The sequence below is a fragment of the Sphaerisporangium sp. TRM90804 genome, assembly GCF_029846175.1.
Taxonomy (GTDB): domain Bacteria; phylum Actinomycetota; class Actinomycetes; order Streptosporangiales; family Streptosporangiaceae; genus Sphaerisporangium.
Map to the genome: position 1 here is coordinate 91,676 of NZ_JARWAC010000001.1, position 23,037 is coordinate 114,712.

16 protein-coding genes are annotated in these 23,037 nt (G+C 73.0%); 8 read left to right on the plus strand and 8 right to left on the minus strand.

The genetic code is table 11. From position 1 onward, the window contains the following. Positions 1-185: 185 nt before the first annotated feature. A complete protein-coding gene (locus PYR91_RS00450; protein ID WP_279776824.1) occupies positions 186-2,483 on the minus strand; it encodes a beta-propeller domain-containing protein in 2,298 nt (765 codons plus the stop codon). Between the two features lie 173 nt (positions 2,484-2,656). Here PYR91_RS00450 and guaA point away from each other — a divergent pair, with 173 nt between their 5' ends. The 4 genes from guaA to PYR91_RS00470 all read left to right on the plus strand — a co-directional run bounded on the left by guaA (position 2,657) and on the right by PYR91_RS00470 (position 7,820). After that, complete coding sequence (gene guaA / locus PYR91_RS00455) at positions 2,657-4,207, plus strand: glutamine-hydrolyzing GMP synthase (RefSeq protein ID WP_279776825.1); 1,551 nt, start codon at positions 2,657-2,659, stop codon at positions 4,205-4,207. A 232-nt stretch (positions 4,208-4,439) separates the two neighbouring features. Next, the gene (locus tag PYR91_RS00460) at positions 4,440-5,645 is read left to right on the plus strand and encodes an acyltransferase family protein (RefSeq protein ID WP_279776826.1); all 1,206 of its coding nucleotides are present in this window, start codon (positions 4,440-4,442) and stop codon (positions 5,643-5,645) included. Positions 5,646-5,891: 246 nt separating this feature from the next. After that, positions 5,892-7,064 carry a DUF2157 domain-containing protein gene (locus PYR91_RS00465; protein WP_279776827.1) on the plus strand — a complete coding sequence of 391 codons (1,173 nt, stop codon included), beginning with the start codon at positions 5,892-5,894 and terminating at the stop codon, positions 7,062-7,064. Positions 7,065-7,232: 168 nt separating this feature from the next. Then, complete coding sequence (locus tag PYR91_RS00470; protein ID WP_279776828.1) at positions 7,233-7,820, plus strand: GDYXXLXY domain-containing protein; 588 nt, start codon at positions 7,233-7,235, stop codon at positions 7,818-7,820. Positions 7,821-7,840: 20 nt separating this feature from the next. Here PYR91_RS00470 and PYR91_RS00475 read toward each other — a convergent pair whose 3' ends face one another. Together PYR91_RS00475 and PYR91_RS00480 are read right to left on the minus strand one after the other, a co-directional pair. Beyond that, a complete protein-coding gene (locus PYR91_RS00475) occupies positions 7,841-8,071 on the minus strand; it encodes a DUF397 domain-containing protein (RefSeq protein ID WP_279776829.1) in 231 nt (76 codons plus the stop codon). A gap of 274 nt (positions 8,072-8,345) precedes the next feature. After that, entirely contained in the window at positions 8,346-9,146 is an 801-nt protein-coding gene (locus PYR91_RS00480; RefSeq protein WP_279776830.1) for a polysaccharide deacetylase family protein, read from the minus strand. Positions 9,147-9,401: 255 nt separating this feature from the next. On the opposite strand from PYR91_RS00480, the gene PYR91_RS00485 reads away from it, so the two are divergent. Both PYR91_RS00485 and PYR91_RS00490 read left to right on the plus strand, forming a co-directional pair. After that, positions 9,402-10,457, plus strand: a complete 1,056-nt coding sequence (locus tag PYR91_RS00485; protein ID WP_279776831.1) for a CDP-alcohol phosphatidyltransferase family protein — start codon at positions 9,402-9,404, stop codon at positions 10,455-10,457. Positions 10,458-10,461: 4 nt separating this feature from the next. Next, positions 10,462-11,508, plus strand: coding sequence for a sulfotransferase (locus PYR91_RS00490; RefSeq protein ID WP_279776832.1), 1,047 nt, complete (start codon positions 10,462-10,464; stop codon positions 11,506-11,508). Between the two features lie 556 nt (positions 11,509-12,064). Here PYR91_RS00490 and PYR91_RS00495 read toward each other — a convergent pair. The 4 genes from PYR91_RS00495 to PYR91_RS00510 all read right to left on the minus strand — a co-directional run bounded on the left by PYR91_RS00495 (position 12,065) and on the right by PYR91_RS00510 (position 18,947). Further along, positions 12,065-13,141 carry a glycosyltransferase gene (locus PYR91_RS00495; protein ID WP_279776833.1) on the minus strand — a complete coding sequence of 359 codons (1,077 nt, stop codon included), beginning with the start codon at positions 13,139-13,141 and terminating at the stop codon, positions 12,065-12,067. 169 nt (positions 13,142-13,310) lie between these two features. After that, positions 13,311-15,992, minus strand: coding sequence for a CDP-glycerol glycerophosphotransferase family protein (locus PYR91_RS00500; RefSeq protein ID WP_279776834.1), 2,682 nt, complete (start codon positions 15,990-15,992; stop codon positions 13,311-13,313). 717 nt (positions 15,993-16,709) lie between these two features. Beyond that, positions 16,710-17,885 (minus strand): SRPBCC domain-containing protein, encoded by a 1,176-nt coding sequence (locus PYR91_RS00505; protein WP_279776835.1) that lies wholly within the window; start codon positions 17,883-17,885, stop codon positions 16,710-16,712. Positions 17,886-18,311: 426 nt separating this feature from the next. Further along, positions 18,312-18,947, minus strand: a complete 636-nt coding sequence (locus PYR91_RS00510; protein WP_279776836.1) for an ATP-binding protein — start codon at positions 18,945-18,947, stop codon at positions 18,312-18,314. A 435-nt stretch (positions 18,948-19,382) separates the two neighbouring features. Between PYR91_RS00510 and PYR91_RS00515 the strand changes: the two genes are divergently transcribed. Continuing rightward, on the plus strand, positions 19,383-20,828 hold the full coding sequence (locus tag PYR91_RS00515) for a hypothetical protein (protein WP_279776837.1): 1,446 nt from the start codon (positions 19,383-19,385) through the stop codon (positions 20,826-20,828). An 8-nt stretch (positions 20,829-20,836) separates the two neighbouring features. On the opposite strand, the gene PYR91_RS00520 is transcribed toward PYR91_RS00515, so the two are convergent. Continuing rightward, complete coding sequence (locus tag PYR91_RS00520; RefSeq protein ID WP_279776838.1) at positions 20,837-21,193, minus strand: helix-turn-helix domain-containing protein; 357 nt, start codon at positions 21,191-21,193, stop codon at positions 20,837-20,839. Positions 21,194-21,288: 95 nt separating this feature from the next. Here PYR91_RS00520 and PYR91_RS00525 point away from each other — a divergent pair, with 95 nt between their 5' ends. Continuing rightward, the gene (locus PYR91_RS00525; protein ID WP_279776839.1) at positions 21,289-22,167 is read left to right on the plus strand and encodes an NAD(P)-binding domain-containing protein; all 879 of its coding nucleotides are present in this window, start codon (positions 21,289-21,291) and stop codon (positions 22,165-22,167) included. Positions 22,168-23,037 lie beyond the last annotated feature (870 nt).

Consider the following 23,037-nt stretch of genomic DNA (forward strand, 5'->3'; position numbering starts at 1 on the left):
GGAGGTGGCGCGGGTTCGTGCCGCCCTCGGGTCCGGGCGGTTCCCGCCCCTGAATGCCGACGGCCGTACGTCCCGGTTGTGGGCGAGCCGGGTCGTACGGCCGTGGCACTCCGGGCGGACTGCGCGATACCGCCCGGAAGCTGCGGGACCCGGACCGGCGGCGGTCCGGGTCCGGGGTGCGGTGCTCAGGTGAAGGGGATCCACCCCCGCTCGTCGAGGGTCGCGGCGTCGCTGGCCTTGAGGCCGGCGTCGGAGACCGTCCACAGGGTGTCGCCGATGACCAGGGCCCGGCGCAGGGCCGGATCCACGGGCATCCGGTCGTTCGCCGCGGCCTCCGGCTGGGGATGGGTGACCACGCCGGTCTTGGTGATGCCGTCGTCCGCTATTTTCAGCACCAGGGCGCCGCTGCGCGCGCCGGCGGCGAGCCGGCCGCCCCACTCGTTGAGCGGCATGACGGCGAGCCCGGTCGCGGGCCAGTACAGGAAGGCGTGCGGGTCCCACTCGGCCTCGGAGCCGGAGTTCTGCTGGTGGAACTGCGACAGCCGGGCCGGCTTGGCCGGGTCGCTGACGTCGAACAGCGAGACCTGCGTGCCGAGCGTCCTGCCCTTCTCGCTCGCCTCCTGACCGATGCCGAGCAGCCGCCCCTCACCGGCCGGGTGCAGGTACGCCGAGTATCCGGTGATCTTCAGTTCGCCGGTGACGACCGGCTTGGCCGGGTCGCGCAGGTCGAGCGTGTAGAGCGGGTCGACCTGCCGGAACGTCACGACGTAGCCCACCGGGCCGATGAAGCGGACCGAGTAGATGCGCTCGCCGCGGCCCAGGCCGGTGACCTGGCCCACCTCGGCCAGCGTCTCGGCGTCCAGCACGTAGACGCCGCTGGAGCTGTCGGCGGCGACCACGCCCTCGCCGCCGGTCGACGTGGTGGCGACGCGGAGGTGCCCGTCGTGCTCGGACAGGGAGTACTGGTTGAGCAGCCGCCCGGGGACGCCGCCGGAGGCGATGTAGCGGGGCGCCCCGGCCCCGGTGATGTCGAACCGGTGGACCTCGGTGCGCTCCGGGGGCGCCTCGGGCGAGCCGGGGGTGGCGCTGCGGGGCGCGTCGCCGGCCGTGCCGGTGTCGGTGGGCGACGGGACGGGCGTCACCGGGGTCTCGGGCGTCGCGGAGGCCTCCGGCGCGGTGGCCGTGGGGGCGGGCTCGGGCAGCAGTGACGGCATGGACGGGTCGTTGCTGGGCTCGACCTTCTCGGCGGGCGGCGCGCTGGTCTGCACCTTCGGCGCGACGACGTCCGTCCCCGGCGGGGAGGGGGCCGCCGCACCCGGCGTCGCACCGTCCTGCCCGGCGCCGCCGGGGGCGTCCGGCGCGGCGGTCCCCGTGGAGGGGGTGGTCGTGTCGCCGGTGCCCGGGTCGACCTGGGGCGTCGAGGGCGCGGGCTCCAGGACCTGGGGGTCGACCACGGGCCGCCACCAGCGGGGGTTGCTGGTGACGTACAGGCTGGTGGCGGTGGCGTACACGGTGTCGCCGTCGGCGGCCACGCTGACCGGGGCGGCGGCCGTGGCCTGCGCGCCGATGCCGGCGGCGAGGTCGACGGTGTGCATGGTGAGCATCGACGTCCCGGTGTAGGTCTCCGGGTGGCTGACCTGCTCGCAGGCCACCTTCTCCTGGCGAGGCCTCCCGTCGGGCCCGGCGACCTCGTAGGCGGGCAGCCAGGCGTCGATCGGGGCCGACGCCACCACTTCCCGGTTGCGCTCCAGCAGGCTCTTCTCCGGCTGGTCCGGCCGGGGCTGCGGGAACTTGATCTGCGGCTGCGACCTGACGACGAGGCGCACGGTCGACCCGACCATGCGCGCGTCCACGTGGGTGCCCTGGGGGGTGATGGAGCCGATGACCTTCAGCTCCTTCAGGTCGACCAGGACGTACCTGGGCCCGGCGAAGGCGGCGCGCTTGGTGGCCCCCAGGGGGATCATGCCGCCGCTGCCGCCCAGCAGCACCAGGGCCCGGTCGCCGTCGACCAGCAGGTCTCCGGGCGTCCAGCCCTGGTCGGCCGGAAGGACGCGCACCGTGCCGGTGACCTTCCGGGAGGCCGCGTCCACGACGCGGAGCACGCCCCGGTTGTAGGTGAGGATGCGCCGGCCGTCGGTCTTGACCAGGTCGGGCTCGTCGGTGCCGGCCTCCTGGACGTTGGTGGTCGAGTGATCGGCGTTCGGCGCGCTCTCGGCCTTGGCCATCCTGCCGTCGGCGACCTCCCTGCCGGCGGCGAAGATCATGTCGCCGCCGAGGCCGTAGGGTCCGACGTTCTCGGCCGTGGCCGCGCGCAACCCCTCCAGCATGTCGTCGCAGTCGCTGTACGCGACGAGCTTCACGTCGCCCAGTGGCACGGCGGCCCCGGCGCCGCCGGTCGGGGGGACGGCGCCGTCGGTGCACGCCGCCGCCAGCAGGCCGATGGCGAGCGCGGCGGCGGCGACGGTGCCGATCGAAGTCCTCATGCCCCTACGACGCATGCGGGCCCCGCCCGGTTCAAGGCCGGAGCGGGCGATCCGGCGGGTGATCGGACGGGTGATCGGACCGGTGATCGGGGTGGGTGATCGGGCGGGCGTCCGGCATGGCTCGCCGCCGATAGACTGTGTGGACCGCGGCGTCTTCTGGGGGGTCTTGCCAGGTGTCTGAGTTCGACACGGTCCTTGTCGTCGACTTCGGTGCGCAGTACGCGCAGCTCATCGCGCGCCGGGTCCGCGAGTGCCACGTGTACTCCGAGATCGTGCCGTCCACGATGCCGGTGCGCGAGATGCTGGCGAAGAACCCCAAGGCGATCATCCTGTCCGGCGGCCCGTCCTCGGTGTACGCCGTGGACGCCCCGGCGGCCCCCGAGGGTCTCTTCGAGACCGGCGTGCCCACCTTCGGCATCTGCTACGGCTTCCAGGAGATGGCCCGGGTCCTGGGCGGCCAGGTCGCGCAGACCGGCATCGCCGAGTACGGCGGCACGCCTCTCACCATCGAGCGCGAGGGCGTGCTGTTCGCCGGCCTCCCCGCGGCCCAGTCGGTGTGGATGTCGCACGGCGACAGCGTCACGGCCGCCCCCCGCGGCTTCGAGGTCACCGCGTGGACGCCCGACACCCCGGTGGCCGCGATGGAGAGCCGCGAGCGCGGCCTGTACGGCGTGCAGTTCCACCCCGAGGTGCTGCACTCCGAGCACGGCCAGGCGGTGCTGAAGCACTTCCTGGACGCCGCCGGGTGCCGTCCCTCGTGGACGATGCTCAACATCGTCGAGGACGCCGTCGAGGCGGTGCGCGAGCAGGTCGGCCCCGAGGGCCGCGCCATCTGCGGCCTGTCGGGCGGCGTCGACTCCGCGGTGGCGGCCGCCATCGTGCAACGCGCCATCGGCGACCGCCTGACCTGCGTGTTCGTCGACCACGGCCTGCTGCGCAAGGGCGAGGCCGAGCAGGTCGAGCGCGACTTCGTGGCGGCCACGGGCGTGCGGCTGCGCGTGGTGGACGCCGCCGAGCGCTTCCTCAAGGCGCTGGCGGGCGTGAGCGACCCCGAGGAGAAGCGCAAGATCATCGGTCGCGAGTTCATCCGGGTGTTCGAGGACGAACAGCGCGCCATCCTGGCCGACGGCCCGGTCGACTTCCTCGTGCAGGGCACGCTCTACCCCGACGTGGTCGAGTCGGGCGGCGGCACGGGCACCGCCAACATCAAGTCCCACCACAACGTCGGCGGCCTGCCGGACGACCTGAAGTTCTCCCTGGTCGAGCCGCTGCGCACGCTGTTCAAGGATGAGGTGCGGCGAGCGGGCGAGGAGCTCGGCCTGCCCCCGGCCATGGTGTGGCGCCAGCCGTTCCCCGGGCCGGGGCTCGGCATCCGCATCGTCGGCGAGGTCACCCACGACCGCCTGGCCATCCTGCGCGAGGCCGACGCCATCGCCCGCGAGGAGCTGTCCCGCGCGGGCCTCGACCGCGAGATCTGGCAGTGCCCGGTGGTGCTGCTCGCCGACGTCCGTTCGGTCGGCGTCCAGGGCGACGGCCGCACCTACGGCCACCCGGTGGTCCTGCGCCCGGTCAGCAGCGAGGACGCCATGACCGCCGACTGGTCCCGCGTCCCCTACGACGTCCTGGCCCGCATCTCCACCCGCATCACCAACGAGGTCCGCGACATCAACCGCGTCGTCCTGGACGTCACCAGCAAGCCCCCGGGCACCATCGAGTGGGAGTGATCCCCGCTCCGCGGCGCCGCACCGGTCGCCCGCCGACGACCTGACACGGTCCCCGCGAAAAGTTCACCGCCTGGGCCGCCGGCGGCCGACGCGGGTGGGGCCACGCCTCACTCGCGTCCGCCGGTGCACCGGCTGCCCCGTCCCGCCGCCGGTCCCTCTTCGCTGATGCGCTAATGCGGACAAATGTTGGGGGCTGTCGTGTAGGAGGGGCCGGGAAGGTAAGTTCTTTCGAGTGCTTTCCGCCCACCTCCGGACCGCGTCGCCCCCCGCGCCTCCGGGTGAACCGGGGGCGCGGCTCGCGTGGCTCGACGCCATCAGGGGCATCGGGTCGACGGCGGTGCTGCTGGAGCACATGCTCTACCGGTTCCTGCCGGGGCTGCGGCCCCACTGGTTCCACCTCGGCATGTACGGGGTGATCGTCTTCTTCCTGGTGAGCGGCTACATCATTCCGGCCTCGCTGGAGCACCGGGGGGACGTCCGGGCGTTCTGGGTGGGCAGGCTGTTCCGGCTCTACCCGCTGTACCTGCTGGTCGTCGTGCTCGTCCTGCTGATGACCCCGGTCGTGCCGCTGCGGCGGGCGGTCGCGCCCGACCTGGCGACGGTCGCGGCGCACGCCACGATGCTGGTCGACGTCGTCGGGGCGGCCGGCATCGCGGACACCATGTGGACGCTCTCGTACGAGATGATCTTCTACCTGCTGGTCACCGCCCTGTACGTCTCGGGCACGCACCGGCGCAGCGGGCTGTGGGCGGCCGGGTTCGCCGTCGCCGCGTTCGGCGTCGGCCTGGTGCTGGCGGCGCCGGCGCTGGAGCGCGGGCCCGCCGCGCTCGTCTCGTTCGCCGTCATGACCGCCGGGCTGGCGTGTGTGGTGTTCGGCTCCGGGCGGGTGCGCACGGCCGGAGCGCTCGCGGCCGGCGTCCTGGCGGTCGTCCTGGTGCTGATCGGCGGGCGCACGCCCTGGCTGGGGCCCGCGATCCTCGCGATCATGTTCGCCGGCACCGCCCTGTACCGCTGGGAGCGCGGGCAGGCCTCGGCGCTGTGGGTGGTCGCGGTCGTGGCGGCCACGCTCGCCGTGATCCCGTTCTTCGCGTTCCCCAGCGACTGGTGGGCCTACCCGCGCCAGTGGATCACCACGCTGGCGCTGGCCGGGGCCACGTTCGCGGCCGGCATGCTGCTGCGCCACCGCAGGATGCCCGGCGTGCTGGTCTGGCTGGGGGTGATCAGCTACTCGGTCTACCTGATGCACAACCCGATGCTGAAGCTCTACCTCGCGCTCTTCGGCGACCCGCGCCGGTGGCCGCTGCCGGTCCAGGGGGCGCTCGCCGTCGCCTTCATCACCGTGGTGCTGTTCGTGAGCTGGCTCACGTACCGCTACGTCGAGTGCCCGGCGCGCAGGCTCGGCCGGCGCCTCACCCGCCCCGCCGCGACCCCCGGGTAAGGCGGCCGGGGTTCGGGCCCGTCATGGTCGCGCACGCCGGCGGCCCGTCCAGGCCCTGGGTCAGGGCGATCAGGGCTCGGGCCCGTCATGGTCACGCATGAGGGCGCCCCGTCCCGGCCCGCTTGTGAGGCGCTCCCTTCTTCGCGCCGTCGCCGGTTGGCGGGACGAAGGGGGAGACCGTTCGCGGGCACCCTAGTAGCGTGGACGATCGCCTCCCTGAGCGGGGGACGAGGGAAGCGGGCGCGTATGGACGCTGGAAGGCACGACCCGGTGCGGGTTCCCGCCCGGCGCCTGGCGTGGTTGCGCGCCGAGCTGGCGCGGTGGCAGGCGGAGGGCGTGATCGACGCCGAGACCGCCGAGCGCATCGCCGGGCGCTACGCCGCCGGACGCCGCGTGAGCCTCGAACGGCTGGTGCTGCTGCTCGGAGGCGGTTTCCTCGGGGTCGGGCTGATCTGGCTGGTGTCGGCCAACCTCGACCGGCTGCCGCCGCTGACGCGCTTCGCGGGCGTCGTCCTGGTCTGGCTCGCCGCCGCGGCGGCCGGCGAGGTGCTCCGGTCGCCGGCGCGCGCCGAGGCCGCCCGGCTGGTCACCGTGCTCGCGGCCGGGGGAGTGGTGTTCCAGGCCGCGCAGAGCCTGCAGGTGCCGGCGTACGCGTCCAGCCTGCTGGGGGTCTGGGCCGCCGGCACGCTGGCCTACGCGTACGCGACCGCCGCCGTCGGCCCATTGCTGGCCGGGGTCGCCCTGGCGTCGGTCTGGTACGGGTGGTACGTGGGCGAGCAGGGCTCCCGGGCGGCGGCCGTCGCGGTGTCGCTCGTGGTCGCGGGGGTGGTGGCGACGTCCGCCGCCGTCCTGCACGAGCGGCGGTGGCGGCCCGGCTTCGCGCCGGCGTGGCGGCTCGCCGGCATCGTGCTCGCCCTCGCCGGGCTGTTCGTCGCGGCCTTCCCCGGTGTCGCCGCCGGCGACATGTACGGGTCGCCGGCGCTCTGGACGGGCCTGGGCGCCGCCGCGCTGGCCGCGGGCGCCGCCGCCGCGCTCGGCGGCGCGGCCGGGCGCCGGGAGGTCGTCCCCGTGGTGCTCATGGTGGGCGCGGCCCTGCTGCTGGCCGCCTGGGCGCCCGGTGACGGGGCCCGGTACGCGGCCGGGCCGGACGCCGCGCAGACCCTGCGGGCCCTCGCGGGCACGCTGGTGTACATCCTGGCGGCGGTGTGGTTCGCGGCCGTGGCCGCCCGCCGTGACCTCCCCGCCCTGGTGTACCTCGCCACGGCCGCGCTCGTGGTGTTCGTGACGGTGCAGAGCTTCGCGGTGTTCCAGCCGCTGTTGTCCGGTGCCGCGCTGTTCCTGGCCCTGGGCGTCGTGTTCCTCGTCACCGGCGTGCTCGTGGACCGTGGCCGCCGCCGCCTGATGGAGGTGGCCAGGTGACCACACGGCCGTCCTTGTCGGGCTCCGGCGGTCTCGCCTGTGTGCTCGTGGTTCACGGGTGCCGCTTGACGGAGGTGGCCGGATGACCACGCGGCCGTCCCTTTCGGGCCTCGGCGGTCTCGCCCGCGTGCTCGTGATACGCGGGCGCCGCCTGATGGAGGTGGCCGGATGACCACGCGACCGCCGTCCTCGGGCCCCGATGGCCCGTCGTCCTCCGGGCCCGCGGGGCCGGAGCCCGCCGGCCCCCTGGGGGGCGTCGCGAGCCGCTCCACGCTGGGTTCCCGGCTGCGTTCGCGCCCGGTTCTGGTCGCCCTCGCGCTGCTGCTGCAGCTCGTCCTGCTCGCGGTGGTCGTCGGGCCCCGGCTGTCGGCCCGGTTCACGGGCGAGGAGTACCGGCTGGCCGTCGGCCCGGTCGATCCCGTCGACCCGTTCCGCGGCGCGTACGTGACGCTGGACTACCCGGGCCTGCCCGCGCCTCCCCAGGGATACAAGGAGGACGTGGCGTTCGTGCCGCTGGTGCGCGACGGCGCGTTGTGGAAGGGCGCCGGGATCACGGCGCGCCGGCCGCAGGCCCCGCCGTACCTGGCCTGCCGGGCCACCGGCTACGGGTGGATGAGCTGCGGCGTCGAGAGCCTGTTCCTCCCGGAGGACAAGGCGCGCCGCGTGCAGGACGAGCTGACCGCCGACCGCGCCGCAGCCGTGCTGAGGATCGACCGGAACGGCAACGCCGCCATCGTCGACGTCGTACCGCGCTGAACCTCGGCGCGGTGCGCGCGTCAGTCGTCGAACTCGCCGTCGCGGACGCCCAGCACGAAGGCGTTCCACTCGCCGGCCGTGTAACGCAGCACGGTGCCGGCGGGGTCGGCCGGATTGCGTAGCGCGACCGCGCCGCCGGGAAGGTAGGCGATCTCGATGCGGTCGTCCGAGACGCTGCCGGGGGCGCTCAGCCAGGTGACACCGGAGATGTCGAGCGCGTACAGCTCGGCCTTCTCGCTCGCGTCGCTCATCGTCGACCGATCTCCTTCGGTTACGGTCTGGGTGAACGGGACCCATGCGGGGCGGAGACAACGGGGCGCGGCGCTCAGAGCCACGGCGGCGCCCCAGACCGGCAGCATACACGGCGAGCGGGCCCGTGGTGGCAGACCGTGACGATCAGGTCCACCGGCACCGTGACGTTCGGCTCGCGCCGCTCTGACATCGGGTCTCAGCGCCGGTGACGACGACGCCGGTGACGACGATCGCGTCCGGCTGCCTTCGGACTTGGTCCGGTGAGTCCGGCGGCTACCTCCAGCCGCCGAGCGGGAAGATCTCCCCGGCCGGAAGGCTCTTGCCGCGGAGCAGCGCGGTGGCCGGGACGACGTGGTAGCCCTTCTTCTTCAGCGTCTTCAGGATGCCCGGCATGGCCTTCACCGTCTCGGGCCACACGTCGTGCATGAGGATCACCCGGTCGCGCCTGGCCAGGCCGACGACCTTCTTGGTGATGGCCTTGACGTCGCGCAGCTCCCAGTCGCGGGAGGAGCCGTTCCACAGGATCTGCGACAGCCCCAGCTCGGCGGCGGCCGCGGCCACGCGCTCGTCGGTGTCGCCGTACGGCGGGCGCATGATGCCGGGCCGCTTGCCGGTGGCCTCGCGGATGACGTCCTGCGTGCGGCTGAGCTCGTCGTAGATGTGGTCGTCGAGCAGGGACGTCAGGTACGGGTGGTCGTAGCTGTGGTTGCCGACCTCGTGACCCTCTCGGGCGATGCGCCGCGCGAGCGCCGGGTACCGCTCGACCCGGGTGCCGACGAGGAAGAACGACACCTTCACCTTGGCCTTGCGCAGGGTGTCCAGCAGCTTCCCGGTGTAGGCGCCCGGCCCGTCGTCGAAGGTGAGCGCGATGCACTTCACCTTCGCGCAGTTGACCTTCTTCGCGGCCGTGCCGCGCGCGCCCGTCTCGCCGGCGGTCGCCCGCCCCGCGGGGGCGGAGGCCGCCTCGGTGTTGGTGCTGCTCGTATGGCGCGTTCCAGCCGTGTCGGCGGACGCGACAGGCGCCGCCGTCAGGCTCACGGTGGCCAGAACCAGGACCGGTATCCATCGCCGCATCATCGGTCTCCTTCCGTCAGCGCCGCGCCACCATATCCCAGCAACCCGCCAACCGGAAAAATCATGACAAAGTCGGTATAGGCGGCAGCGGAGGCGATACAGGAGCGGACGCTTCAGGTGCAGGGAGCGGTCAAGCCCGCGGGGCGAGTCGCCGGTGCCAGTCAAGAAAGCACCTAGAGATCTCATGTTAGTTACAGAGGGTGAGTTTTCGGTGACTTCAGGTCGCCATGCTGGGCGGTCATGAGGTCCTATTCGATGGATGACGTCCGTGCGACGCTCAAACGCAGAGACTCGTGGTGGACGGTGTTCCTGGTCGACCCGCTGGCCTGCCGCGTGGCGCTGGTCGTCGCCAACCGCACCGAGATCACCCCGAACGGCCTCACCCGCTTCTCGCTGGTCCTGGGCATGGCGTCCGCCGCCTGCTTCGCGGCCGGCCGCCTCGCGCTCGGCGCGGCGCTGTTCTACCTCAGCTTCATGATCGACTGCGTGGACGGCAAGATCGCCCGGCTCAAGGGAACCGGGACGCCGTTCGGCCTTTGGCTCGACTACGTCGGCGACCGGATCCGCGTGGTGTGCTGCGCCGCCGGCATCGCCTACGGGCAGTACGCCGCGACCGGGGAGATGGCGTACGTCCTGCTGGGCGCGGGCATCGCCGTCCTCGACCTGTTCCGCTACGTCAACGCCCCCCAGATGAAGCGGGTCCGGCAGACGGTCAGGACGCGCCGCCGAGCCGCGCGGCGGGCGGAGCTGATCGAGATGCGCGACGCGATGGCCCTGGAATGGCTGGACCAGGAGTACGAGGACCAGCCGCTCCAGCCCGGCTCGCCGTACGACGTGCCCGACCAGGACGCGGAGTACCCCGAGTGGCCCGAGCCCGGCTTCAGCGTGCCACGGCAGGCGCCGGGCGGGTCCGAGACGCTCGCCTCGCTGCGGCGGGACGAGCTCTCCCACGCGCCGCCCTCGTCCCCGTCCGGGGGCGGGGACGAGGGCTCCCTCGAACCGGGGACCGGCGAACCCCGGCTCGGGAGGCGGCAGCGGGTCTACCAGTTCCTGCTCGCGCACCGCGTGCGCACGCACGTGTGGAGCGGCATCGAGTTCCACGCGGCCGTCTTCGTGCTCGCGCCGCTCGCCGGGCCGCCGGCCCTGTTGCCGGTTACGACCGCGGCCGGCGCCCTGCTCGTCGTCAACGAGATCTTCCTGGTCTACCGCATGTGGCTCTCCACGCGGACCGTGCCGGCGAAAGCCGTTCCCGCGGCGCGGAACGCGGCCGAGCAGCCAGTGCGGACGGACCCGTTCTTCACGGGGGTGTAGATCGATGAACCCAGACAGACCGATCTTCGTCATCGGCTGCCCGCGCTCGGGCACCACGATGCTGCAGCTCATGCTGCACTCACACGAGAGGATCGCGGTCCCGCCGGAGACACGATTCCTGCTCCAGGCGTACTACCACCGCCGGGTCCACGGCGACATGCGCGACGCCGACAACCGGCGCAGGCTCGCCGAGTGGATCGTCACCGACAAGACGACCAAGTTCCGCGAGCTGGGGCTCGACCGCAAGGCGTACGTGCGCAAGGTCGTGGAGGGGCCCGGGTCGCTGGGGTCGGTGACCGGCGAGGCGTTCCGCGCGTACGCCGAGCGGTTCGGCAAGCCGCGGTGGGGCGACAAGCGCCCGAGCTACTTCAAGCACGTCGGGCTGTTGCTCCGGCTCTTCCCCGACGCCCAGTTCGTGCACCTCGTGCGGGACGGGCGCGACTGCGTGGCCTCGCTCAAGGAGATGCCGTGGTACACCCACGACGTCTTCCACGCGATCGCCAACTGGGCGGAGGCCATCGACCACGGGCGGCGGTACGCCGCGGCGCTGCCGGCCGACAGCTACCACGAGATGCGCTACGAGCGCCTGACCGCCGACCCCGAGGGCGAGCTGGGCAAGCTGTGCGCGTTCCTGGGGGAGGAGTACGACCCCGCGATGTGCGAGCCCCGGCGCATGGCGACCACCGCGGTGCCCGCGCACAAGGTGTGGCACAGCAACACGCACAACGAGATCACCCCGGCCCGGGTGGGCAGTTGGGCGGACCGGCTGGAGCCCTGGGAGATCTCGCTGTGCGAGACGGTGCTGGGACGCCGCCTGCGCGCGTACGGCTACGAGCTGAGCGACGCCGGCCCCGCGTCCTCGCGCCACCTGCTGACCTACCGCAGGGTGGCGGCCAAGCGCGCGCTGTCCACGGTGCGCCAGCGTTCGCGCGACCGCTTCAACCAGCTCCGCGAGCCCGGCCCCCTTCCGGCCATGCTCACCTCCGGCCAGCTCTCCATGGCCCGCGTCCCGCGCCAGCGCATCCCCGACAGAGAACTCACCAGCCGCTAGCCCGTTCTCACCGTACGGCGGCGCCTTCAGCCAGGCCCCGCCGTACGGCGGGGCCTTCGGTCCCGTCAGGCGTCATCGCGCCAGACCTCGCACCCGCCCGCCCGCTCGCCGGCCCCGCCACCAACCGGGCCCGGGCCTCTACCGCCATCAGCCAGCCGGCCGCCGTCCCCTTCAAGCCGCGGCCCCTTCAAACGGCGCCTTCGGCACGCCCATCAAGGGCGACCCTCACCCAGCCCTCATCACCCCGTCGCGCGAGCGACCCCTCTCAGGCGCTGAAAGCCCCGGTCCCGATGTTTGTGTCGTCAGCCGGGTGCTCCGCCGTAACCGGCGCCGATTCCGCCGTACGGCTTCTCGGCGACGCGGCGCCGGGGGACGAACCTGGGTGGCGGCGGGGGCACGCGCGGCCGTGACGTGGTGGGCACCGCGTCGGAGAGTCGCGCGGCTTACGGCGGTGCCGGAGGTGGGCTCTCGATGGCGGCGGGGCAGGGTGACCGGCGAATGTGGGCGGAAGGGGTGCGCCGGCGGGTGTGGTCAGCGGGGTGCGCCGGCGGGTGGGTCAGCGGTGGGTGTGGGCGAAGAGGGTTTCCCAGCGGTCGAGGACCTTTTCCAGGGTGAACGAACGGGCGTGGGCTCGGGCGGCGGTGCCCAGGCGGCGGCGTCTGGCGGGGTCGGCCATCAGGCCGTTGAGGGCGCCGGTGAAGGCGTCCACGTCGGCTGGCGGGACGAGCACGCCCGTGCCGCCGTGCAGCACCAGGGAGCGGACGCCGCCGGAGACGTCGAACGCCACCGACGGCAGGCCGTACGACGCGGCCTCGGCGACGGCGAGCGGCAGGCCCTCGTGCTCGCTGGACATCCCGAGGACGGCGCCGTTGAGGTACTCACGGGCCATCTCCGCGGCGGGCACCCGGCCGCGGAACACCACCCGGCCGGCCACGCCGAGGGACGCGGCGTGCGCCCGGAGGCGGGGCATCTCGGGGCCGTCGCCCACCAGGTGCAGCTCCCACCGGGCACGTGTGCGGGCCGCGCGCGCGAAGGCCGTGATCAGCCGGTCGAACCGCTTGACGGCCACCAGGCGCCCGACGCCGAGCACCCGGGGGACGTCCAGGTACGAGGGCGCGCCGGGCCAGGAGCGCAGCGGGTTGGGCAGATGGGCGGTGTTGGGCAGCAGTGCCTCCTCCGCGAACCGCCAGGCGTCGTCGGGGCTGAGGAAGACGGCCTGGTCGAGTTCGCCGTAGTGGCGGCGCACGGAGGCGAAGTGCCAGGTGGCACGGGCGTGGGCGAACGAGCCGTGGTACTGGCCGATGGTGCGCGACCGCGCCGGCACGGTGCCCGCCAGCCACGCCACCACCGTCGGCGAGGTCAGCACGGTGTACCCCGGGCCGAGGGACGACACGAACCGGGCGAACCGGAGCCGAGCCACCCGGCGGCCTCCCTCCCCGAGCGGCCGGGACTGGACGACGTGCCGCTCGTACCGGGGGTTCTCGACGTACCGCACCACGTCGCGCGCCCGGTGCAGCCCGACCACGTGCACGTCGTGCCCGCGCCCGGCCAGCCCCTGGGCCACGGTGTGCGTCACCTGCTGCACCCCGCCGAGCGTGTCGGCGTCCATGCACGCGAACACCACCCTGCTCACCGGCGCGACCCGCCCCGACCAACGGCCCTCCAGCGCCGGGCGGCGGACCACTCGCGCCGGGCGGTGGGCGTCGGGTTCGGGTGGGCCGCGCGGGGGGTGTGGTCGTGGTGGGTGGGCGTGGTGGGGAAGGGGCCCGGGGCGGGTGTGGGCCGAGAGTGCGGGACTCCCATCACGGGCGGCGTCCGTTGGCGTGGAAGAAGGCGTCCACGACGCGGGAGGCGGCTTTGCCGGTCTCCCCCGAGCAGAACAGGGTGGCGAACTCCTTGTAGCGCTCGGCGTACCCGGCCTGGATGGACGGTAGGGCGCGCAGGGCCGCGATCAGCTCGGCTGTGGTCTCCAGCACCGGGCCCGGGGCGATCTCGCGCAGGTCGTAGTTGAGGCCGCGCTCCGCCGTCGAATACTCGTCGTAGTCGTCGGCGTAAAGCAGGATCGGCCGCCCGGTGCAGGCGTAGTCGCAGATGATCGAGGAGTAGTCGCTGAGCAGGGCGTCCGAGGCGAGGATCAGGTCGTTGACCTCCGGGTACGTCCCGGCCGCGCGCACGAGGTGGCGTACGCGCTCGGGCACCTCGAAGCGTTCGACCGGGTGGGTGCGCAGCAGCACCACCCACTCGCCGGCCAGCGCCTCGCCCAGCGCGTCCAGGTCCACCCGCACCGACGTGCCCTTCCCCTTGGACAGGTCGCGGTACGTCGGCGCGTACAGCAGCACCTTGCGGCCGGCGGGGATCTCCAGCGCCTCGCGCACGCGGGTCGACGCCGACGGGTCGCCGGTGACCAGCACGTCGCAGCGCGGTGAGCCGAAGCCGAGCACGACGCCGGTGTAGCCGTTCGACGGGACGAAGACCCGCTGGAACTCCGGCCCGGCGGACACCAGGGCGTCCCAGCGGGCCACCGCGTCGCGCCACTGCTCGCGCGGGCCGGGGAAGTCGCCGCGCAGGGCGGGGGCGTCGTAGCCGACGGTCTTGAGCGTCTGGCCGTGCCAGGTCTGCAGGTAGCGCGTGCCCTTCGGCTTGGGGAAGTCCAGCGGGAAGCCGTGGCTGTCCACCCAGTAGCCCGCCCGCGCCATGACCCACACGTGACGCCAGCTCATGCGGCGCACCAGCGAGACGTCCGGCGGGAAGCCGGTGCGGTCGCCGCTCATCGACCAGCACACCTTCAGCGGCAGCCCGCGCCGCCGGATCTCCTCGTAGAGGTACTTGGGGTTGCCGGTGCAGCCCGCGCCGGCGTCGGACTCGAACAGGGCCAGGTCGCGCCGGCGCGGCACCACGGGCAGCATGCGGCGGTACACCCACAGCTTGAGGTCGGCGCGGGCGGCCAGGGCGCGCAGGCCGCGCAGCCGGGTGGCCTGACGCAGCACCCCGGCGCGCCGCCAGCGGAACCGCAGGAACGCGCTGTCGCCCTCGGGCGCGACGGTGACGCGGTGCCCGGCGACCGCGCACACCAGCGGGGGCGTCTTGGGGTCGACGAGCAGCGTGTCGCCGGTGACGTGCCCGTCGGAGCGGGTGAACTCCACGCGCGCGTCGCAGGCGCCGTCGAAGCCGAGCGGGCCGAGTGCCGCCTCGGCCAGGTCGAGCCGCGCCCGGGTGAGGTAGCCGCCGTCCTGCTGCCTGCGCGGGGCCAGCCGCACCCGTACGCCCCGCACGGTCAGGTCGGCCACCGTGGGGTGGCGGCGCAGCACCGCGAACGGGTCGTAGGTGCGTATGGCCATCGTGACGACCGTCCCCTCCAGCGACAGCTCGCTGACCTCGTGCCGGATCCTGGACGCCGAGAACGGCAGCTCGGCCAGGCGCAGCGCGGTGATGTCCAGCCCCGGGTCGGCCCGTGTCCCCCAGTAGGTGCGGCCGTCCACGCGCAGCGCGTGGCGGGGCGGGGCCTTGGCGCCGGTCAGCGAGCGGGCGGCCACCATGAGGTCGTCGCACCGGTCGGTGCGGATCAGGTTGCAGCACACGACGACGGCCGGGTCGGCGCGGCGCATCACGCCCGGCACCAGCTCGTCGAGGTACGGGCGCACCACCGAGGCGAACTCCTTGACCCAGAGCGTGGTGTGGCGGGGGAGTCTGCCGAGGTAGACCCGGAGATCCTGGCCGAGGAAGTTGTCCTGCCGGCGGCCGATCAGGTCCGAGTAGCCGTTGTCCCGCAGGATGGCGTCGCTGACCTGCGCCGCGCGAACCCGGTGCCGCACGTTGTCCATCTCCCGCGACGGCGAGATGGACGTCGGCCGGCCCGCGCGGCGCCAGTGGTAGACCGTCCACGGGACGACCGCGAAGCGGCGGGCCGCGCAGAACAGCGCGGCGGTGAAGGCGTGGTCCTCGTAGCGCAGGCTCTCGGCGAACCGCAGGCCGTGCTCGCGGAGGAACGCGGTCCGGTACAGCTTGTTGGCGGCGAACCCGTCGAGGAACATGGCCGGGTCCGCGCGGATGCCCTCGACGACCCGGCGCGGCCGGTAGAGGGAGGGGTGGTAGTGCCGGGCTCTGCCGGTGGCGTCCGACGGCCGGGAGATCTGGCCGGTGGCGAAGTCGGCGCCCGTGCGCTCGACCTCGGTGACCAGGCTCTTGCAGGCGTGCCGGGTCAGCTCGTCGTCGCTGTCGAGGAACATGATGTACGGAGCCCGGGCGGCGTCCATGCCGTCGTTGCGCGGCGCCCCGCGCCCGCCGCTGTCGGCCTCCCGGCGGATGTACCTGACCCGGGGGTCGTCGAAGCGCGCGAGCACGCGCGCGGTGTCGTCGGTGCCGGCGTCGTCGACGACGATGACCTCGAGGTTGTGCAGCGACTGACCGAGAACGGACGCGACCGTCCGCGACAGCCGGGCGGAATCGTTGTAGGTGATGAGCACCACGCTGACGTCCGGCTGCATACATGGTCCCCCGAGTCGTTGACCTGACTCGGATATGCCCCGGAACCTCCCCGTCCCGCCCCCTTCAGCCGACTGCTGACCTCCACTTGCCCCACTTTTACGCCAGAACCCACCAATCCACCCGCCACCACCCAGCACGCCCTAAACGACCTCGTCCCTTAGCGCCCCGGCACTCCACCACACCGGCGCCGCGACGGCGATCAGCCGGCACGGCGAGGACGGCGCCGTAAACGGTGGCCGACCCTGACCCCGAGCGGCCGGGTGGGACTTCTCCGCCTGGGGCTCGGAGCCTTGCCCGGCACCGCGACGGCGATCAGTCGGCACGGCGAAGACGGCGCCGTAAACGGGGACCAGCCCAACCGATGGACGAACGGCCCCCGTCCCCTCGTGCCCGGCACTCCACCACACCGGCGCCGCGACGGCGATCAGCCGGCACGGCGAAGACGGCGCCGTATACGGCGGCCGACCCTGACCCCGAGTGGCCGGGTGGGGACTTTTCCGCCTAGGGCTGGAGCCTTTCCCCGGCACCGCGACGGCGATCAGCCGGCACGGCGAAGACGGCGCCGTATACGGTGGCCAGCCCAACCGATGGACGAACGGCCCTCGTCCCCTCGTGCCCCGGCACTCCACTACACCGGCGCCGCGACGGCGATCAGTCGGTACGGCGAAGACGGCGCCGTGTGCGGCGGGCTGGGTCGAGCGGATCGGCCGATCAGGCTACTTCTGGGTGAGGATTCGGCGGATCAGCCATATCGCGAGGATGAGGAGGGTCAGGCCGCCGGCGATCGGGGCGGCCCGCTTGAGCAGGGGGACGCCGGCGATTTCCAGCAGGTCGAGCGCTTCCTCGTCGGCGGTGCGGGACGTGCGGGCGGTGCCCGCCGGGTGGGCCTCGCGGCCGACGGCTTCCTCGGCGTAGGTGGGGTCGAACTGGTTGGGCACGGCGGTGAGGTGGCGCACGGGCTGTTCAGGCCCGGCTGCGTCCTCGTCCCCATCGGACGGGCCAGCGGCGGGCGCGCCGAACGGCGTGGGCGCGGCCTCCCCGGCCGGCGCGGCCGTCGGCTCACTGAACGCGGTGGCTCCGGCCTCGCGCTCGACCGGTGGGACGGCCGGTTCGGCCGCGGCGGCGGGCTGCCCGGCGGGTTCGGCAGGTTCAGCCGGCGGCGTGGACGGTTCGTCCACCGCGGTGATGGGGCGGACGACCGTCGCGCCAGCGGGCTCGTTGAACGGTGTGGCGACGGGCTCGTCGGACAGGGGTGGCGCGGCCGGTTCGTTGAACGGTGTGGCGGCGGGCTCGGAGACGGGCGTGGCCGGTTCGTCATACGAGGCGGCGGCGGGCTCGTCGGACGGTGGCACGGCGGGGTCGTTGAACGGTGTGGGGGCGGGCTCGTCGGACAGGGGCGGGGCGGCGCCCTGGGCCAGAGCCGTCTCCGAGGGGGGCTCGGGGGTTTCGCGCAGCAGCGCGGCCAGGTTGGCGGCGAAGCGGTCGATGAGCTTGGCGCCGACCTCGGCCATGACCCCGCGTCCGAACTGGGCGGGCCGACCGGTGACGTTGAACGAGGTCTCGACGTTCACTCGGGTGTGGGAGCCCTGACCCGACAGCGCCGCGGCCACGGTGGCGCTGGCGGTGCCGGTGCCGCGCGCTTCCTTGCCCGACGCCTTGATGCTGATCGAGTGCGCGTCCTTGTCGACGGCCGCGAATGAAGCCTCGCCCCGGTAGGTCACCGTGATCGGGCCCACCTTGACCTTCATCCGGCCGGTGAAGACGTCGCCGTCGACGGTGTCGAGCGTCGCTCCCGGGAGGCAGGGCGCCACCCTTTCGACGTCGAGCAGCACCGCCCAGGCCTGCTCGACCGGTACGGGGACCGTGAACTCGTGCTCGAACCGCATCGCCATCAGGTCCTCGGCAGGGAGCCACCACCCCGCGGGATGGCAGGAGCCAGACCCTGCCTTCCTCCTCTCACCAGTGCGTACGCGCCGTGCCCTGGCCTGTCGTTCTTGCGACATTATGTCCGCCCGGGGGTCTCCCGCTACCCCAAGGCCGGTCACGCTGGGGTCAGGCGGACTTGTGAGACATCTGGTGCCGAGAGATCGCGCTCCCGGACGGACGCTGTGGCACCCCGCGGGAACCGGCGATCGCCTCGCGCAATTCGGCGGGATCGGACGACATCAAGATCCTGTGGCGGCCCTGGATCGCGTACCACCAGTGCCTGATCAGCAGGAACCCGAGATGGGGGAATTCGGCGCGCAGCTTCGCCAACTCGGCCCGGGACGTCTCCTCGTACCGGTAGCCACATGCGGACGGGAGCCTGCCACCGGCCGTCATGACGGACGCCGTTCCGGTGTGGGGTCGGCGAACAGTGCCCACACCAGGTGGCCGGTGGCCGGGTCGCCTCGCCAGCCCACGCGGGCCGCCAGGGAGGTGACGGCGTCGAGGCCACGGCCGTGCTCGTGGAGCAGGGCGTTCTCGGGATCCTCCATCCGATGGCCGGCGCGGGCGGGGGTTCCACCGCCGCCGAGGTCGTACACGCCGAGGCGCACGCTGCGGGGGCGCCGGGTGAGCTCGACGACGAAGTAGCCGCCCGGCTCGCCCGAGCGGCTGTGGAACAGCGAGTTGCTGACGAGTTCGGCGACGGTGAACTCGGCCTCGTCCACCCAGCGGGTTCCGGCCAGCAGGCAACGTACGAAGGCGCGGGCCTTGGGCGCCTCCTCGGCGAGTCCGGCGAACGCGCGGCGCCACAGCAGCTTCCCGGTGGGAACGAGGCGGTGCCGCGTGCGGGGAGCGGCCGTCACGTCGACGATGGGGGCGGCCGTGAGGTCCACGATGGGGGCGGCCGTGACGTGGACGGTGGGGGCGGCCGTGAGGTCCACGATGGGGGCGGCCGTGACGTGGACGGTGGGAGCGGCCGTGACGTGGACGGTGGGAGCGGTCGTGACGTCGACGGGGGGATCGGCCATGACGGCCACCTCCTTGCCGGTGGTCGCGGGACCACCCCGCGCCGAGCAGTACTGTCGCGCGCCTCACCGCACGTCTCCGCCCCCCGGGACCTCGGACGGGAGGACGCCCGCCGTGAAGCGCCGTACCTGCCCGCCCACGCGGCAGCGGCCCTCCCATGACGCCCGCCGCCGCTTCACATCAACCCCACGAGCGCCGCCAACCGTGATCGGGCAGACACTCTCGGTGAGTAAAGTGTTGCCCGCAGACAGCGAACGGACGGTTCATCCGTGGCAAGGGAGCCTGATCAATGACCGAGGGGCACCGCGTACTGGATCACCTGCCGCAGGCGCGGGGAGATCCTGCGCGCGAAGGGCTTCACGTACGAGCAGATCGCCGACGTCCTGGCCCTCGACCTGTGTGACAGCCCGCTGCTGCTGCACCGGTACGCCCACGGGTTGACCGCCGCGCAGGTGGTGGCCGCGTTCAACGAGCTGGACCCCGCCGGTAGCGCGTCCATGCGCACCGCCAGGCTGTACGACCTGGAGGGGTGGCCCGAGAGCAGACGCCGACCCTCGCCGAGGGTGCTCGGCCTCCTGGCCCGCATCTACCAGACCACCGCCCGCCGTCTGGTGACCGACCAGACCTACGGCACCTACGCCCCCGGCGACCGCGAGCTGATCGACGCCACCGACTATCGCCACCTCGACCCCTGCCAGCGCACCAGCCTCATCCCTGCGGTGCCCGGAATGTCGCGTGCGACCATGGATCCGACCGGAGCCTGGCCGGTGCGCGCCCCGGCCGCGACGTCCGGGCCCCGACCGGCCGAGTGTGCTGCTCTGTTCCGCGCCCTCACCGCCGAGGAGGCCGATGTGAAGCGTCGTGAACTGCTCTTCGAGCTGGCCGTGGTCCTCGGCGGAGTCCCCGCGCTGCGCCTGCTGCGCCACCTCACCCCGGACGAGGAGGCGCGGCTCGCGCAGGCCGTCCAGGGCACCGGCCGCGTGGACGCCCAGACCGTCACCGCCATCGAGAAACTGATCGCCCACTGCTGGGAGGTCGGGGAGACATACGGCGCCACGAAACTGGTGTCTCTCGCCGACGCGCAGCGTGATGTCATCGCCAGGCTCCTCGGCAGGGAGTCGCTCACCCCGGCCCTGCGTGATCGCCTTGTCGCGGCCTACTCCGGTCTGTCGCACATGGGGGGCTGGCTTTCCTACGACCTGCTGGACTACGCCGGGGCGGTCCGTCGATACGAGGAGGGCGTCGAGGCGGCGCACGAGGTGCGGCACGCGGGTCTCATCGCCCACCTTCACGGATGCCTGGCGCATGTGGCCGTCTCGCAGGGAAAGGCGGCGAAGGCACTCGACCACGCGTATGCCGCCCAGTCGTGGGCGATGGAGAGTCCCAGCCGTCTTCAGCAGGCGGCGATCGCCCACCCGGTGGCCCGAGCGTTGGCGGACGCGGGGAAAGGGGAGGACGGCCTCCGCCTCCTCGATCGCGCATGTGAGCTAGCGGGTTCTCCACGTACCGAGGAGGACCCCTCTCACCTCCTGTGGTGCACTCCCACGATCACGCAGCGGAACGTGAGCTACTGCCTGACAGCCCTCAAGCGCGCGGACCAAGCGCTGCACGCGGGGGAGCGGGCGCTGACGGGGATAGGACGGACTTTCCCGAAGACCCGCGGATTCGTACTCGCGGAGCAGGTGACCGCTCTGATCCAGAAACGCGAGATAGCGGCCGCCGCGCACCGGCTTGAGGAGGTCGCCCGGATCATCACCGAGCACCCCTCCGCGCGCCTCCTCGACACGGTGCGTACCGCGAGAAGGCGCCTCCACCCCTGGGCCACCAATACCCACGTGACCGCCCTGGACGAGAAGCTGCGCCACCTCGGGGTCACAGCCTGACCTGCGGGCTAGCTCGGGGCGTGTTGGGCGTCGGTCACGGTGCCGAGGACGTGGTCGCGGCCCCAGTCGCCGAGGGGGGCCAAGGCCTGGTTGAGGGAGATGCCGAGGGGGGTCAGGGAGTACTCGACGCGGGGCGGCACCTCCTCGTACACCTCGCGGTGCACGATGCCGTCGGCCTCCATCTCGCGCAGGTGGGAGGCGAGCACCTTCTCGGTCACGCCGGGCAACCGCCTGCGCAGCTCGCCGAAGCGGCAGGCGCCTTCGTCGAGCGCCCAGAGGATCGACGTCTTCCACCTGCCGCCGATCACGTCCATCGCCGCCTCGGTTCCGCAGTGGTACGCCCCCGGACGCCGCCGGATCGTCATGAGCCACATCCTTCCTGGGCGCTAACCCCCGGGTAATCACCCACTTCGAAGTGCGTACTTGATCACCCCGAGGGGTCGCCGCGAGCCTTGCCAGTATGGAACACAGCACCGACAAGCCGGGGCTCACCCTTCTCGGGCTCGGCGACATGGGCACCGCGCTCGCCCGCGCCTGGCTGGCCGCCGGGCATCCCCTGACCGTGTGGAACCGCACCTCCGGCAAGGCCGCGCCGCTGGCGGCCGAAGGCGCGAGGGTCGCGCGGACGGCCGCCGAGGCGGTGGCCGCGAGCACCCTCGTGGTCGTCTGCCTGCTCGACGACGCCTCGGTCGGCGAGGCTCTGGCCGACGCCGATCTCACCGGCAAGGACGTCGTCAACCTCACCACCGGCACCCCCGCCGAGGCCCGGGCCCGCGCGAAGTGGGCGCAGGCGCGCGGCGCCCGCTTCCTGGACGGCGGGATCATGGCGGTCCCGCCGATGATCGGCGTTCCGGAGTCCGGCGGCTACGTCTTCTACAGCGGCTCCCGCGCACTCTTCGACGCTCACCACGGCACGCTGGCCACCCCGGCCGGCACCACGTACGTCGGCGAGGACCCCGGCTTCGCCGCCCTGCACGACGTGGCGCTGCTGAGCGCGATGACCGGGATGTTCGCCGGGGTCACGCACGCCTTCGCGCTGGTTCGCGGGGAGGACGTCCCGCCCAAGGACCTCGCCCCCCTGCTGACCGCCTGGCTCGTCGCCATGACCCCGTACGCGTCCGAGATCGCCGACCGCCTGACCAGCGGCGACTACACCGAGGGCGTGACCTCCAACCTCGCCATGATGGTCCAGGGCAACGCCACGCTCCTCCGGACGGCCCGGGAACAGGGAGTAAGCCCCGAACTGCTGACCCCCTTCACAACCCTCATGGAACGCCGCCTCGCCGCCGGCCACGGAGACGAGGACACCACAGGCCTGATCGACCTCCTCACCCCCTGACCCACCCGCGCCACCCAACCCCGCAACCGCTCACCTGACCGCGCCGTATGGCGTCCGGCGGGTGGTGATCCATGTGTCAGCACGGCTCGCGCTGCCTCTGTCGCCGTTTGCTGCTGATTCGTCACCGTCCTTGAAACGGTGCCTTCGGCGCGCCTTATCAAGGGCGGCCCTCGCCTCGGTCCCCCCGTGGTGGCGCAAGTTGCTGACCTCAGCCGCTGAAGGGCCGGGGGAACGGGCAGGGCGACCGGTCGGTCTTTCATCGAGCCCGTGTTGGGCCGGTCCACCGGCGTCGTGTCGATGGGGGTCGGGCGGATGATCCACCCACTGAGCGGGCCGTGCCTCCGCACCGCGCGACAGCGGGACACCCACCCGGCACCTAGCGCTATCCCACCCGGCACCCTGCGCTATTCCACCCGCCCCCTGCCCCACCCCACCCGCATCCTGCCCACCCCACCCGCACCCTGCGCTATCCCACCCGCATCCTGTGCCGTCCCACCCGCACAAGGGCAAGGGCATTCTGTGCCGTCCCACCCGCACCCTGTGCCATCCTCCGCCGCCTGGTGGAGTGCCTTGGCGGCGCCGCGTCGGTGGGAAGTAGTGCGGCGAAGTCGGCGCCTTCCTACGGCGCGCGATCCGGTGAACGGCTGTGGGCGGTCGTGCGCGCGATGGTGGGGTTGGTCGGTGAGGGTCGCCCTTGATAGGGCTGCGCCGAAGGCACCATTTTTAGGCGGGCGGAGGGCCAGCGCTCACCGCTGGGCTCGCCCGTGGATCCTCGCCGGATCCACGGGCGATCCCTGGCAGCCCGGACGTTCGCCGGGTTGCACGTCGTACGGCGGCGCCGCTTTCACCGTACAACCCCCCACCGACGCG